This window comes from Anabaena sp. CA = ATCC 33047, assembly GCF_963870205.1.
Classification (GTDB): domain Bacteria; phylum Cyanobacteriota; class Cyanobacteriia; order Cyanobacteriales; family Nostocaceae; genus Trichormus.
Genome location: NZ_CAWMSA010000009.1, coordinates 13,998 through 29,071 on the forward strand (window position 1 = coordinate 13,998; position 15,074 = coordinate 29,071).

A 15,074-nucleotide genomic window follows, 5' to 3' on the forward strand; every position below is an offset into this window, starting at 1 on the left:
ACTAATTGGCAACAGAGACAGTTCCGCGCTGCTTACTCATATTATATGAGGTGCTGTGAAAATTTCTATATTTTCACTGGAAGATTTTGGGATTAAATTTAACAATTTTTTTTGATTGTCCAAAAAAAATCGTTAAAACAAGTAAAACAGTAAATCTCATAGATATCAGGTGTAGCAGTGCGATAACCCCCTCCAAATGCTGAAAAACAGTCATTTGAGGGTACATCTGTGATAAATAGCAACCAAGCCTTGGCAGAAAGTCAAGACCAAGCACCGAAGTTGAAATTCGCAGTCAACACTTGTGGCAGAAACAAAGACTGGGACTTTAAAAAGCTGTCGGCCAACTTCCGCGACGTAGAAGGCACTCTTGAAGATGTCCAGCAGCACATTAAAGCAGGTCACGCCATCTGTGCTGGCTTATTGGGTGGTAAATGGCGCAGTAAGGCCAACGTTATCGGTTCTCATTGGCTACCACTTGACATCGATAATTCCGATATCGCCCGTGATGCAGAGGGCAAGCCAATCAAAGATGAAAACGGCAATTCCATCAAGGTTTATAAGCACCAATTAACCATTGAGGAAGCCCTAGCCGACCCGTTCATCCAAGAACACTGCGCTTTACTCTACACCACTGCCAGTCATAAACATGAGTGGCATAAATTCCGGCTAATTTTCCTTCTGCCCCAATATGTTGAGGGTGCTGACACTGTAGAAGCTTGTACCCGTAAGCTGATGCAGCAGTTACCCCATGACCCAGCCTGTAAAGATGCCAGCCGGGTTTTCTACGGCAACACTCAAGCCGAATTTCTCCTGGTTAATCCCGAAGCTACTTTACCCTCTGAGTGGGTGACTGAAGCAATTGCGATCGCGCTTCAAGAAAGGGAAGAATACCAGCAGCGCATACTCTTCATTGAGTCACGCCGCCAACAGTTCCGTGAGATTGCCGACACCGAAGGCTGGGACACTGACCAACTAATCCACCAAGCACTTTCATTCATTCCACCACGCACCCCAGGCAGTGGTAATTACGACGAATGCCGCCAAGTGCTGATGGCACTGGTTAACCACTACGGGGCAACAGATGCCGAAATCATCGCTGAAAAGTGGTCGCCCAGCATTAAGGGTACAACCTGGAACATCCGCGCCAAAATTCGCAGTTTTAGGCGTAGTGGAATTACGATTGGCACACTGTTCCACATCGCCAAGCAGTACGGCTTTAAATTCCCGCAAAGGCAGTTAGAACCACGCCACACCCAGCAAGGAGTCATTAGCCGCCAAGAGTGGGAACTAGGGCGAGTCAGGGAAGATTTAACCAGCTTCCAGAATTTATTAAAGCAAGCAATCGCCCCATTTGTTACAGCAGCAGCCAAAGGATTTTCCAAACCCGCATCAGAGGAGTCAGCACCCGCATCAGAGAAGTCAGCACCCGCATCAGAGGAGTCAGCATCCGCATCACAGAAGTCAGCACCCGCATCACCCCAGTCAACACCCATCATCACCACCCCAAGACGGCAGGTAGTCATCTACAAGCCGGGCAATATCCCACACAAGAGCGACGAACAAGACGATATCTACATTGAGTGCCGACCCGAAGAACATATCACCGCATGGGTGGAAGCCATCTCTAAGGGCTGGACACAAATTTTAGATAATTCCCATCCAGGGGTGGGTAAATCTTACAATGCCGGACTACTGACCGCCGCCCAGTTTGGTATTGATAAATTAATCTACCAGGATGCCAACCACAGAAACCCCTCAACATTGCCCATTGAGGCTAACTTTGTTGACCTACCAGTGCGTCACAACGGCTTTAAAACTGACTCTACCCGCACTACCCCTATGGGTGCTAATTTCCTACTACAGCCAAAAGCGGGTGAAACTCCCGATACTGTGGGGAACTGTAGTAGAACTGGGTTATTTAGCGCATTCCGTGACAAAAACTTTGGTTCTTTAGATTTTGAGGAAAGTGCTATTAGCCCCATCTGCAACGGTTGTATCAATCAGAATCAGTGCCGTTTCGCTTATGGTGATGGTTTCGGCTTCCGTTTCCTGAAGCGGATGGTCATTCAAAATTACTCCGAAATCAGAGCGCATCCCAATTCTACCCCAGTTAATTTAACTAATGCGGCTGGTCAACCTTTCACTGTAGGGCGAATTTGGGAAGAAGCAGGTACACTCATAAAACCTGTACACTCGATTGAAGTGGAATTAAAAGATTTTCAAATTACCGTTGCTGAATTAGCTACAGGTGGCTTACCCCCTGAGCAATGGTTAAAACTTCAGCCAGTTTTACAGGTTTTGCGTGAGCTGCTCTCTGGAGATATTAAACCTGATTCTCGTTACGGCTTTAATGATGGGGCATTAAGGGAATTATTACCCAATTTTCCCCAAGATTTAGATGTTGAAGCGATTCGGCAAATATTACAGCCTAATTTGGATTTTCTGGCTGATTTAGACTCCATTGATATCCAGGGCGATAAACAGCTAAGAAACAGTGCCGCCGCCCGTTATGCTGCTAAACGGGTAGCTAAGGACAGCGCACGAAAAGCGGGTAAGGAATTCCTAGACTTGCCCTTGTACTGGTTCCCCGATTTCCTGGAAGCTTGGAAGGGTGAGGGTTCCCTTGCTTGTAAATGGGGTACATTGACCATTAAACGCCCTTACACCAAATATACTGAATTAGCCTACACCGCCCAATTTAATATTTACCTTGATGCTACTATCAGCCCAGAACTGTTGAAATTGAAACTGGGCTACGATGGCTCAATGTTAGTCATCGGGCAGACACGCCCCGACTACAGCAATTTAAGGGTGGTTAATGTCGTGGGGCTGGGTAAGTTGCCCAAAAAACGCTCACCTTCTTTAACTGACCGTGTTGATGCTCTCAAGGAAATTTTGCACAAGATACACCAGAAACTGGGCGTTATCGAGTGGAAACAAATTGCTGAGGAAGCCGAAGACCATGTTGAATACGGTCACTTTGTCGATGGTCGGGGTGTTAACCGCTTTAGTGACTGTGACGCGATCGCTTCTTTTGGCATTCCCTACCAAAACGTCGGTGCAATGGCGGCACATATTCAGGTGATGACTGGTAAAAGAGTTAACCTAGCAGACCCCAATGGCATCTTCCAAAAGTATTTCATGGAATCGGTGAGGGCGGAAATCATTCAAGAAATTGGTCGCTTACGCGCTCACCGTCGCCCTACCGAGGAGCTAACTTTTTACTTCTGTGCTGATTATGACCTGAGTTTTCTGTTAGATGAACTGCCGGGAGTCAAGTTAGAAGTAGTTGATGCCTGTACTTTATGCACTGAAGCGGGTAGCCGCGACCAGCAAACAGGTCACGCCATTGTCAAAGCTTTCACCCAGCTTTGGCAGTCACAGCAGAAAATTGGCCAAACTGCGATCGCGAAAATTATTGACACTACCCAAGGATGGGTGAGCCGATTTACCCAGCGTTGGGGCGGCTGGGCTAGGTTTAAAAAATTATTACTTCTGCTATTAGACAGTCTTTATAGCGATAGTAATAAAAATCTCCCTGAGTTGACCGATGATGAAATGTGGTTTGCCCGTGAATACTTCCCGACGCTGGTTACTGAGTCGGAATCATCGCCTGAAGATGCCTTAACTCATATAGCTGAAGTGGCTACAGTCTTTACTCTGACTAAGTTCCGGCGAATTGTGGATTTCTCCACGCCTCAAGTTAAGGCTGACTTACTGGTGATTATTTTGCGTTGTCTGCCCACTGAGGTTTACTCAGACCTTGCCCCGATGCAAGCCGACTGTAACCCGACAGTGACCTGAGAAAATTTATCGGTTTTCATTTCTACTGACCGAGAAGATTGGAGATTGGAGATTGTAGATTGTAGATTGAGTTTGAACTTGCCTAAGCCTTTCAAGCCGGGGAAAATCTACAATCTACCCCCTAATATCAACAATAAATCTACAATCCACAATCTTAAATCTCTTGCTCCTGTCTTTCTAGCAGGAGTCAATCTACAATCGACAATCGGCAATCTGCAATCCGTTGACCTATTAGTAGTAAAAGATGCTCTCCTTCATGATTGTGTACTTAATCATTGAGTGAGCGTCCCGTTCAGTGTGCCTTGAAACGCCGTGCCGTGACCAATGTGGAATACATTAAACTAGCATTAACAATAATGCTAATTGCGACCAAATGCTTATACAGTGCTGAATACAAGTTTTTGAGCGCAGAATAATTCAGTTTTATTGATTGCAAAATTGTTAAGACTCAATTAAGCCAGCTTATAAGTCTTCTCTGTTGTAAAGTTTTGGCTGCTGTTGTGCCGCCTGTTTGCTTTTCCTCTTACCCTGACCATTATTTTCAGAGGATTTATCAGCCTTACTACTGGCTTTAACTGCTCCAGTAGCTTCAGTAGTCGGCTCTAATGACTGGCTATTTTCTGACGACTGGGCTTTGTGTCGTTGACGGCTGCTTTTCCTCAACTCACCGATTAAATATTTAATCCGGCTACCACTCAAATTAATCCCCAGCCCTTTCAACATCTCTGCAACTTCATCGTAAGTGTAGCCGTACTTGTCAGAAGTCAGCTTCTCAATATACCGCCTCATCTTGCGAACAGCTTCCCTGTCCGATACATCCTCTCGCTCTTTTGGCTTCTGCTCCTTCAGCAGATTGATAGCCTTATCAATCTTCTCCTTCGTAATTACCTCTGGATTTTGATGCTCACCCATTGTTATTTGATGAATATTAATTAACTACTAATTATCAACTATTTGAAAAAATCTCCCCTGGCTTGTTTGAAAAAAGGTAATAAAAATTTGACTATTGCGGCTACGCCGATTGAGTTTATTACTCATGAGTTTCTGGTCATTAATTCATGATTACACAGCTACGCTGATTACTACTCATGAGTTGCTGGTTATAAATTCGCTATTGCGGCTACGCCGTTCTACCCATTCACTGTAAGCCTTAAAAATGTATGTTCCTATTGCGGCTACGCCGTGACCAAATTTTAGTGTAGCGGCTACGCCGTAACTTTCATTTAAAAATTTTTACTACTGCGGCTACGCCGTAACCAGATTTCATGTAGTGGCTACGCCATGATGATTATTTAGTCCTGCTCTTGATAAATTCATTGCTACAGCTACGCCATTTCCCCCATTTATTCCTAGCTAAATTTATCTAGCCCCTTGTGGCTACGCCTCATCTAAATTCCCCCAAATTCTTGATTTATTGGTTATTCCAGCTACGCCGTTGCTATTCCCCACCGTAGTTGATAGGATTATCAGCATCACGCCTTCGCCTTGTCCCCCCTAAAGCCCCTCGCTGTGCCTCCGTACATACGTAGCAATCGACACCTCCCCTACCCCGAAACCCGCCAGGAAGCCAGCCATGCCTCTTCGCTCACGCTTTGCCTCGCTGCGCTCGGACGGCGGCTGGTTCAAGGGGGCGCACCCCCTTAAAAAACCCCGCGCTCATTTTGTCCCCTAAATCTCTCGTTATGGCTAATCGCAAGCAGTCAAAAAAGGTCGTAAGAAATCACCTCTTCTCAATGAGACTGAGTGACATTGAGTTGGATTTGCTGCGAATCAAATCACTTGATGCCGGAATGTCAGCCAGTGAATTGATGAGGCGTAACGGATTACTGCGACCACTACCCAAACGACTGAGTAAAATTAGCCTACAAACATATTGGGAACTAGGGCAAATCGGCAACAACTTAAACCAACTCGTCAAAGCCACAAACACAGCCATAAAAATGGGGCGTACTCCACCAGCCAACCCACAACTATTACAAGAACTTTTAGAGATATTGCATCAGTGCAGACGAGACATTGCCCAAGCTGACACAGAAGAAACTGACTGGGAGGAGGACGAAGAAGATGATTGGGAAGCAGACGAAGGGTAGAGGTTTTCGCAGTCTGTTAGATTATTTAGCATCACGCGATGATGCCCAACTCATCGGCGGAAACATGAGTGGCAGAAATGCCAGAGAATTAACCAAAGAATTTCGCCTATCTCGACAACTAAACCCAGATGCCGAGCGTGTTGTTTACCATGTCTCATTATCAGCAGCCCCAGGCGATAAATTAGATGATGAGAAATGGAGTGAAATTGGCAATCGCTACATGAAAGAAATGGGCTTTAATGCCAATCAATTTGTCATCTTCCGCCACCACAACACCGATGATGACCATATCCACATTGCCGCCAGTAGAATCAGGATGGACACAGGGAAACTTGTCCATGATTCCTGGGATTATGTACGCTCTGAAAAAGTCCTGCGACAAATCGAAATCGATTATAATTTAGTCCAAGTCCAGGGCAGTAAAGAGAAACTAACTCGCACACCCAGCACCGGACAAATTAGACGCATTAGACGAGAACAAGAAGAATTTTCACGAGGACAACGTGACTCCCCTCCACAACACACCATCAAGGAGGAAATTCAACACTTCATTAAGCATATATCTTTTCAGAATATGAGAATGCCCGACTTTATCTTGTTCTTGCAGAGAACAGGCATCACTGTCAGGATAGGATTTACCAGAAATGGTAAGTCCAAAGGAATTTCTTACGAAAAAGATGGAATTGCATTCAGTGGTACACAATTAGGTGCAGCTTACACCTTTCCAGGATTGCAAAAACATCTAGGCATTGATTATAAACCACAACGGGATGACCTACCCATTTCGTTTCTGCTGTTAAAGCCTATGAAACCCTTACCTCCTGATGAGGTACGAAAGCTTTTCTGGCAACAAACAAAAGCTCAAGAAGCAGGGGAAGATGTAGCGCAGCGAGAGAAAGAGTTATCAAAAAATCACCTTCCTTCCTCCCCAGCCCAGTCTCTACCACTTAGAGCAACTGCACCACCATTTACGCCCCCACCAGAAGATGAGAGCCGATGGCCACTATTACAAAATTACCTAACTGAAAAACGTGGCATATCACCTGCATTTGTGGAAGCATTACATGAGCAGGGGTTGACTTATATAGACCAACAGCGAAATGTTGTGTTTATCAAATGGGATTTAGATGCCAAAAAGTCAGGTGCATTGATATGGGATACCCAGAGCCGAGACAATCTCACTGTTGAATATGACAAAACCAGCAAACCCTCACCCGGTTGGTTTCATATTACTGTAGGTGGTAAACGAAGCGAGAAAGTTGATAGAGCATACTTGTGTTCTTCTCCCATTGATGCGCTGTCATTAGTAGAGATAGAAACTACAGTATACAAAGGGTTGCCACCAACGAGAACAATGTACATGGTAGTGGATGACCCGAATGACTTGCCAGTAGAATATTTCAAAAATGTCAGCACAATTGGTTTGGCTTTTAATAATAATGCTCAGGGTCATGAAACTGCCCAAGTCGTTCAGAAAATGCTACCCCAGGCTAAAAGATTTATACCCGATGGGCTGACGTGGAATCAGATGATTTTGGAACGGCGACGGATTAAGCAGTTGGAATTACAACGGCAAAGACAGCTTGAGGATGAACTTAGTTTGTGATTGCTTCCGGCGGGTGGTAGCCCATCGCTCGATTGTTCGATGAAGTGGTGGCTCAAAAAACTGGCCCTACTTTTTTGCGTACTGTGCGAGGATTCAGATTTTTTCAAATGCCACAAATTAGCCACAGAAATAACATAATGAAGGATAGTGTGGTCACAATTAATAGATGATTGAAATTGTTGAAGCAGACCTTAGTCTGCCTGCTCATGCGGAGGCTATGGTTCAATTAATGGATGAGTATGCGCTCGACCCGATGGGTGGTGGCAAAGGTCTGTCCGACTACGTTAAAACAAACCTCAGAGCAGAACTTGCAAAGAGAAAAGCGGCTCATGTCATTCTCGCCTTTGTTGATGCCGAACCCGCAGGGCTTGTTGTTTGCTTAGAAGGATTCTCTACCTTCGCGTGTAAGCCATTACTTAATATTCACGATGTCTTTGTTGCTTTACCCTATCGGCGTAGAGGCTTGTCTCAATTGCTGCTACAGAAAGCGGAGGAGATAGCTTTCGATTTGGGGTGCTGTAAACTTACGTTAGAGGTACTAGAAGGAAACCATGTTGCCCAGTTAGCATACAAGGCGTGCGGATTCAGTGGCTATGAGCTAAATCCCCAGATGGGCAAGGCGTTATTCTGGGAAAAGAAACTAGCACAGGTGACTGATGAGGAGAAAAATCTTTAAAGCAGATTGATATGATTAATTTCTATTTGCGCTTTGTGGTTGATTAAAATTATCGCATCTCCCCAAATTCCCTAACATATTCCACCAACTCTCTCGTATACCCCCCTTCAGAAATTCGCCCCAAATTCCCCACCAGGATAAACAGTTCTCGCGCTCTACTCACAGCCACATTCAGTAAATTAGGTCGGCGATTAATAAACCAGAGACTATCAGTTGGTTGACATTGGCGAGTCGAGAAAATTATCACTGACTTCTGACCACCTTGAAACGTGTGAACTGTGCCAATGCTCTTGTCTGAAAAATTAGTCCAACGAGATTGTAAACGTTGAGTCAGGGCATTTACTTGACGGCGGTAAGGTGAAATCACTCCAATTGTGTTGTCAGAGTCAGGAGAATTTAAGCAATAACCCGCCGCTAACAACTCCTCAATCAACGCTTCTACTGCATCAACTTCTGCCCAATTAACGTTGTTCTCCAGTTTTCCTTCCACATTGCAAGCAATCAAGTTAGTACCCAACCGAGAAGCTTTAGGCTCAGTTTTGATGATCATGCCGTAATTGCACAGGCGATCGCAAAAATCAGCAATCACCGGAGCGCAACGGTAATGGTACTTAAGGATAATCCCCTGACCAATATCCCCAGGTTGCCCTAATGCCCCAGCCGCTCGATGATAAGCTGTGGTAGCAGTAGGGCTGTAGCGGTCATAATCTACATCCGTTAGCCCCTGTTCTAGAAACGACTTACTACGATATTCCTCTTTCTTCTGGTCGCTTAAATTAACAACTGGCTCCAATTGCAACGGGTCGCCTACAACTAAAGCCCGATTACACCGCACCAAAACCGGAAAAACTTGATACGGTGGAATCTGCCCCGCTTCATCTACGATTACTTGGTCAATACAGCCACTATCGGGATAGGGTAACAAATTGCGGATGGAGTGCAAATTGCAAAGGAACACTGGAAATAACAGGCTGATATCCCGATAAATGTTTCTCCAATTTGAGCTAAACTGGCGGTAAGCTTCCCATTCCCCATTCAATAATGCAATGTAAGTCCTGATAGATGTTGTTACCTCATCTTTCCGTCGCCTAGCTTCCTGCTGTTGAAATTGCCAAGCCCACTCAAATAAATCTACTTGCAGCGCGTGTAATTCGCTGTAGAAACGGCTGTAAAAATCTTTGGTGGGATAAGTAGCAAGTCGGTCTTCCACCTCTCCTCGGCGGTAAATGAGGTTAGTGAGTTGTTGCTGTAATAAATCTAGCTGCTGTTGTGTGCTATCAAGGCTACTCTGTTGTTTCTGCCAGTTCAATGCTTCTGCTAATAGTCCCTCAACACTTTGCGCTGCTGCCATGAGCGATTCAGTGGTGAGTGGCATTTCAAAGGGGAATGGAGTAGCCAGCGTTGCCAGCACAGGCATTTCTATTTGTTTATGTAACCGTTTGAGAACATAACGAGGGCTAGTTTTGGTTATCGACTGCCAGAATCGTTTAATCCTCAGCAAAATCTGTACAAACCAGTTAGCGTTTCTACTAGATGGTTCCCTGTAACCTTTAGCCGATAAAGAACGCCTAGCACTGTCAAGATGTTGCCCTATCTGCTGGTAGGCTTCTACTGGAAACCTAGAATAGTCGCGTGAGGATTCTAATGATGATGGCTCAATAACAGAAGTCTTTATCGCCGACTCAAACCATCGTATTTCTTGGCATAGTTCCTCTAATAGTTGCTCATCAACCCTTTTCTGCTGAAGCTCATCTTCGTCTTGTTTTTTATAAGATTCTATTTGCTGAACACCCGCTAACAATTGTTGCTTTGCTAACTCCCATTCATCGTAATTAAACGTTTCTTTGGTTAACCAGTCGAGTGCAGCTTGCAATTTAGGTAACACTTGGCTCTCTACTAAATCCCTTGACCCTCCTGATAAGTAGAAACGCTCAGAGTCCAAGTTACTGGCTAGGATTTTCTCAACGTTCTTTACAGCAAATCTGTTAGTGCTTGTTACCACAGTTAGGTTACTTCTATCTCGATCAGTTGAGGCTAATTCCACGGCTCTCAGTACCACCTGCTGGGCTATCTTATGCAGCAGCAGGGTCGTCTTGCCATTCCCCGGTGGGCCAATCACAGCAGTAGCAGGGTTTGAGTGTGAATGTTTGAGAGCAATTGCTTGATAGTCATCGGGAACACAGTTAGGAAAACCACCTAAAAACAACACTTCATGCTGAGGTTCTTTTGGTTGACCAAACAGATATTCGTAAGCTGGATGTCCTGGTTTTGACCAATGAAAATAATTCTGTTCGCTGATTTTTTGAAAATCTTTTTTGAGGTTGTAATTGAAAGGAGCGTATTCAAAATCCAGTAAATAAGGGAGGAGTTTTGACCGCACAGGCGACGGCGGTAATTCAATCAGCCCCATAAAATCTTGTAGCGTCTTAAACGGACGATTGAAAGTAGTTTCGAGAAAAACTTTCAACCCCTCCCTTGTCACCAGGGACTCAGCCGCTTCTTCCTCTAGCCCGTACCACTGCATCAAATTGGGAATAACAGGCTGAAATTCATACTCTTTTAAATCCCAGCCGCTACTGCGATAATTGCCCTCAAAGATAGGAGAAACATTGATGGTGAACAATGGGCGAAATTGACGGCGATTGCTTTCAATTTCATAAATCTGGGGGAAAGCTACAGCAATTGATGGTAATTCTGTTTGAACTTTGTTCTTTGAATTTTTAAACTGTTGCTTTAGTTCTTTAAATAAAGACTCGTCTATTAATAATTTATCCCCCACCAGATTTACAAGAGAATCCCAGATGTTGGGCTGAGTAGATTCGTCAGCTTCTACTTTGGCATTACTCAAATTTTCAACATGGATGTAATCTAACCAAGCTTTGAGTAATGCTCGAATCTGTGAAGCTTCCGCCATCTCTGTTTCTCCCCTCTCACCCAATCATGAATCACAGGTTTTTTAAACTCTATTCGTAGAGATTACCTGACCAAAGATTTGAGAATGGAGATTGTAGATTTAAGATTGAGTAAGAACAAGCCGAAAGCTTTTAATCCCAATCTCCAATCTTCCTGCTCCCAATCTGCACTATTATTCAATCTACAATCTGCCCTCGGCAATCTGCAATCCCTTGACAACTTTTACTAAGTCACTCGTCCCCAAGTAATGCTTCTAGCTTGTTTAGAAGGTTTACTAGCTGTTTTTCCTTGCGTGGTTCTTTCCATAGCTGCCGCTTTTTAATGCGCTGGGTGATATCTTTTAGCCGTTCTGGTATTTGATTAGGTGTTTTAGATGAGGCAGATGGTTCATCAGGAGTGTTGGCGATAATTTGTTCTTTGATTTGGCTTAAAGACCAATCGTTAGCCATCGCTCCTGACAAGAGTTGTTTTCGCACTTCCTCATCTTTTACCCGTGCCAATGCTTGGGCTTTGGTGTATTCCAACTTGCCTTCTCGCAGTGCCATTAAAATGTCTTCGGGCAGATTGAGCAGAGGTAAACGCTTGGTGGTAAACGATAGCCAATTCATCAGCCCCAGGCTCTCAAATACCTGTTGTACCGTCTTTGCTTGCTCCAAATCCACTTTAGGAGAAACGTTTCTCCTAGATTCTGTCTCCGAGTCTAAATTGTCAGAAATGTTATCAAGAGATTCTGTTGATTCTGAGTTAGGAGAAACGTTTCTCCTAGATTCATCTAATGAGTCTGGTGGCTGCTGTTCTCCTTTGCTGTGAGCGTTTTTCATTCGATACAGCAAGGATTTGACAGCTTCTATATCGCAATGCAACCGGATTGCTAACAGGTGTAAGATACCTTCAGTTTCTTCTACAGGGTTAAGGTCTTCTCGTTGTAGGTTTTCAATTAAAGCCAACTGAAACGCTTGGTCATCTGATAGCTCACGCACAACCACAGGCACAGCTTCAAGTTTTACTTCCTGCCCTGCCCGATAACGTCGCTCTCCTGCTACTAATTCGTATTTCCCGCTACCTAATGGACGCACCAACAGAGGTTGAAGGATGCCATGCTGTTTGACTGACTCTACTAATTCTTTTAATGCTTGTGGGTCAAAATAGCGTCTGGGCTGGTGTGGGGGTAGAACTATATCTTCTAGCTTGATAGTAGTTTCGGTAGCTCTTGATGTTTCTGCATCCGGTGAGTCTAACCAAGGTGCTGGGGGTGGAGTTGTAATTTGTCCGCTAAAGGGTTTATCAGTTTGCTTACGTCTTATCACAAAGCCTCCAAAGCCAAAGCTATTTCTTCAAGGATATTGACTACAGAATGTTTAGGGTCAAATACTGCTAGGGGCGCACGTTCTTCTGTCGCATCGACAAAAGCGGTTGCTCTGGGTATAGCGGGAAAAATCCGACCCCAGGCTGAAAGTTGTTCTTGTATCGCTGCTAATGCGCGTTTATCGGCTGAGTTCTGGTGAGCATACCGCGTAGGAACGAACCCTGCTATTTGGATTTTCCGGTTAGCTTTATTTTTTACGTGGGTGATAGTTTGTAACAGTTCGTCTGTTCCCTCGAAGGCTTTGAGATGGGTTTCGACTGGGACGAGAACGTGTGTGGCTGCGACTAACGAGATGTAAGAAAGTAATCCTAAACTGGGCGGACAATCTATAAGGATGAAGTCGTATTCTTCTAAAATAGGTTCAATGGCTTCCTTGAGGCGCAGGTCGCGCATGGCAGCACTGACTAACTGCATTTCTGCCCCACTCAGAACTCTGCTTGCTGGAGCCAAATCCATACCGTGAATGCCCTCATGAATCGGTAAGGGCTGCTCGTTGATAATGGCATCAGCAACAGTTTTCTGTAACTGAGATGGCACTAGCCCCATGAATTTGGTCAATGAGGCTTGGGGGTCAATATCGATGAGAAGAACGCGGTGTTCTCGCTTTGCTAGGTGGTATCCCAGGTTTTGGGTCAGTGTCGATTTGGCGACACCACCCGCCTGATTAAACAGGGCTATAATGCGGCATTGCTGGTTAGTAGTTGACACTGGCTTTTGTTCCTAGAAGATACGTTGAGGTAGGGTCAACCGACTTGGTTTTAGTTTCCAGTGTACGTGGTGAAGGTGAAAAAAGTTGATTTTGAGATGGAAATTTCAGTAGATTTTATATAACTTCACCGTCTGTAGATTGAACAGGGTCACTATCACCTGGACTATATATTTTAAGATAAATGCTATGACAACCAATTGACCTATGAAATTGTTACACTGCCCAACACTTTACCATTAGACGGTGCTGTTCGCATTGAGCTAGTAGAAGGAGTGCCGATATTTCGAGCTTCCAGCTTAGTACAGGAACGAATTGAAGCATTATTGATTAAGCAAAAAGAATCTGCACTTACTTCAGAGGAAGAAAAAGAATTAGATGAATATGAGGAATTAGACGATTATTTGAGTTTTGTGAATCGGATGCTCAGAAATTCATCGTTAACTCAAAACCAAAGTGAATTATAGGGAATCAGAGATTTGTCTGCAAATCGTTACATCAGTGAAGCTACTCAAAATCAAGTACGTCAACGAGCCAAGTTTCTGTGCGAATATTGTCACGCATCGGAACAATCGCAATATGTTTCCTTCACTCTTCGTCTTCAACAGCTCCCAAAGTTTTCAAAGAGACCTTCTGAGCTTTCGTTAATCCAATAACGTCAGTAATATTCATGCCCTCGTAAAGTCTATCTGCTAAGGTTTTTAAGCACTCTCCTGTCTTAACATCCCAAAGCTTTATTGTTCCATCCCAACTGCAAGTGGCAAGAGTTTTACCATCACAACTGAAGGCAACTGAGCGTATCATATTCGTATGCCCTTGCAAAATTTTCAAACATTGATTTGTCTCTATATCCCATAGCATTACTGTTTTGTCACCGCTACCAGTGGCAAGAATTTTTCCATCTGGGCTATAAGTGAGTGAAAATATTAAATCCCTATGTTCCTGAAAAATATTTAAGCATCTACCGCTACTAACATCCCATAGCCTTAATGTTTTGTCATCACTGCAACTGGCAAGAGTTTTACCATTGCGACTAAAGGCAACTGAGCGTACTGCATCAGTATGCCCCTCCAAAGTCTTCAACCTTTGACCAGTCTCAATATCCCATAAATTCACTGTTTGGTCGCCGCTTCCACTGGCAAGAATTTTACCATTTGGGCTAAAACTGACCGACCACACTCGACTACTATGCCCTTCCAAAGTTTTCAGATGTTCACCTGTATCAGTAGCCCAAAGTTTTATAGTTGTATCAGAACTACCACTGGCAAGTATTTTGTTTTCAGGGCTGAATACCACTGAAAATACTGCTTTTGTATGCCCCTGCAAAGTCTTCAGACATTGACCACTCTTAATATCCCACAGTTTTACTGTTGTATCATCACTAGCACTGGCAAGGATATATCCTTCGGAATTAAAGACGACCGAATTTACCCATTTATTATGTCCCTGCAAAGTGTTCAAGCATTCACCTGTTTGTATACGCCACAGTCTTACAGTTGCATCAGAACTACCACTGGCAAGTATCTCGTCTTTAGGACTAAAAATCACTGAAAAAAAGGCGTTAGAATATCCTTGTAAGATTTTCAAACATTCACCATTATCAGTACTCCATAGCCTCACTGCTTGCCCGTGACTACCACTGGCGAGTATCTCATCTTCATGATTGAAAACAACTGAGCGTACTGCCCTGGTATGCCCTTGCAAAGTTTTCAGGCACTTACCCGTGTGAACAGACCAAAGTCTTACAGTGGCATCGGAGCTACCACTGGCCAAAACATTAGTTTTATTACTAAAAGCGATTGATTGCACTATATTTGAGTGTCCATCTAGGGTTTTCAAACATTTACCAGTATTGATATCCCACAGTTTTATCGTTGCATCAGAACTCCCACTGGCCAGCACATTAGTTTGGG

General features: G+C 44.2%; 10 protein-coding genes. 5 read left to right on the forward strand and 5 right to left on the reverse strand.

The window, feature by feature from the left end; translation table 11 throughout:
- Nucleotides 1-228 precede the first annotated feature (228 nt).
- Complete coding sequence (locus tag AACS98_RS02920) at nucleotides 229-3,804, forward strand: PriCT-2 domain-containing protein (RefSeq protein WP_066376139.1); 3,576 nt, start codon at nucleotides 229-231, stop codon at nucleotides 3,802-3,804.
- 462 nt (nucleotides 3,805-4,266) lie between these two features.
- Here the strand turns inward: AACS98_RS02920 and AACS98_RS02925 are convergent, their stop codons facing one another.
- On the reverse strand, nucleotides 4,267-4,716 hold the full coding sequence (locus AACS98_RS02925) for a hypothetical protein (RefSeq protein ID WP_066376141.1): 450 nt from the start codon (nucleotides 4,714-4,716) through the stop codon (nucleotides 4,267-4,269).
- Nucleotides 4,717-5,486: 770 nt separating this feature from the next.
- On the opposite strand from AACS98_RS02925, the gene AACS98_RS02930 reads away from it, so the two are divergent.
- The 3 genes from AACS98_RS02930 (at nucleotide 5,487) to AACS98_RS02940 (ending at nucleotide 8,176) form a co-directional block, all read left to right on the forward strand.
- On the forward strand, nucleotides 5,487-5,894 hold the full coding sequence (locus AACS98_RS02930) for a plasmid mobilization protein (RefSeq protein ID WP_066376142.1): 408 nt from the start codon (nucleotides 5,487-5,489) through the stop codon (nucleotides 5,892-5,894).
- Nucleotides 5,869-7,500, forward strand: coding sequence for a relaxase/mobilization nuclease domain-containing protein (locus tag AACS98_RS02935; protein WP_198161114.1), 1,632 nt, complete (start codon nucleotides 5,869-5,871; stop codon nucleotides 7,498-7,500). Before AACS98_RS02930 ends, AACS98_RS02935 begins: the two co-directional genes overlap by 26 nt.
- Nucleotides 7,501-7,666: 166 nt before the next feature.
- The gene (locus tag AACS98_RS02940) at nucleotides 7,667-8,176 is read left to right on the forward strand and encodes a GNAT family N-acetyltransferase (protein WP_066376144.1); all 510 of its coding nucleotides are present in this window, start codon (nucleotides 7,667-7,669) and stop codon (nucleotides 8,174-8,176) included.
- A 49-nt stretch (nucleotides 8,177-8,225) separates the two neighbouring features.
- Here AACS98_RS02940 and AACS98_RS02945 read toward each other — a convergent pair whose 3' ends face one another.
- From AACS98_RS02945 to AACS98_RS02955, 3 genes are all read right to left on the reverse strand, one after another.
- On the reverse strand, nucleotides 8,226-11,090 hold the full coding sequence (locus AACS98_RS02945) for a DEAD/DEAH box helicase (protein ID WP_066376146.1): 2,865 nt from the start codon (nucleotides 11,088-11,090) through the stop codon (nucleotides 8,226-8,228).
- A 229-nt stretch (nucleotides 11,091-11,319) separates the two neighbouring features.
- Nucleotides 11,320-12,393 (reverse strand): ParB/RepB/Spo0J family partition protein, encoded by a 1,074-nt coding sequence (locus tag AACS98_RS02950; protein ID WP_066376163.1) that lies wholly within the window; start codon nucleotides 12,391-12,393, stop codon nucleotides 11,320-11,322.
- Complete coding sequence (locus AACS98_RS02955; RefSeq protein WP_066376148.1) at nucleotides 12,393-13,163, reverse strand: ParA family protein; 771 nt, start codon at nucleotides 13,161-13,163, stop codon at nucleotides 12,393-12,395. The genes AACS98_RS02950 and AACS98_RS02955 overlap by 1 nt, the downstream gene beginning before the upstream one ends.
- A 198-nt stretch (nucleotides 13,164-13,361) precedes the next feature.
- Between AACS98_RS02955 and AACS98_RS02960 the strand changes: the two genes are divergently transcribed.
- Nucleotides 13,362-13,628, forward strand: coding sequence for a hypothetical protein (locus AACS98_RS02960; RefSeq protein ID WP_066376150.1), 267 nt, complete (start codon nucleotides 13,362-13,364; stop codon nucleotides 13,626-13,628).
- Nucleotides 13,629-13,749: 121 nt separating this feature from the next.
- On the opposite strand, the gene AACS98_RS02965 is transcribed toward AACS98_RS02960, so the two are convergent.
- Nucleotides 13,750-15,074: WD40 repeat domain-containing protein (locus tag AACS98_RS02965; protein WP_198161115.1), on the reverse strand; the 1,325-nt coding region annotated here is incomplete at its 5' end.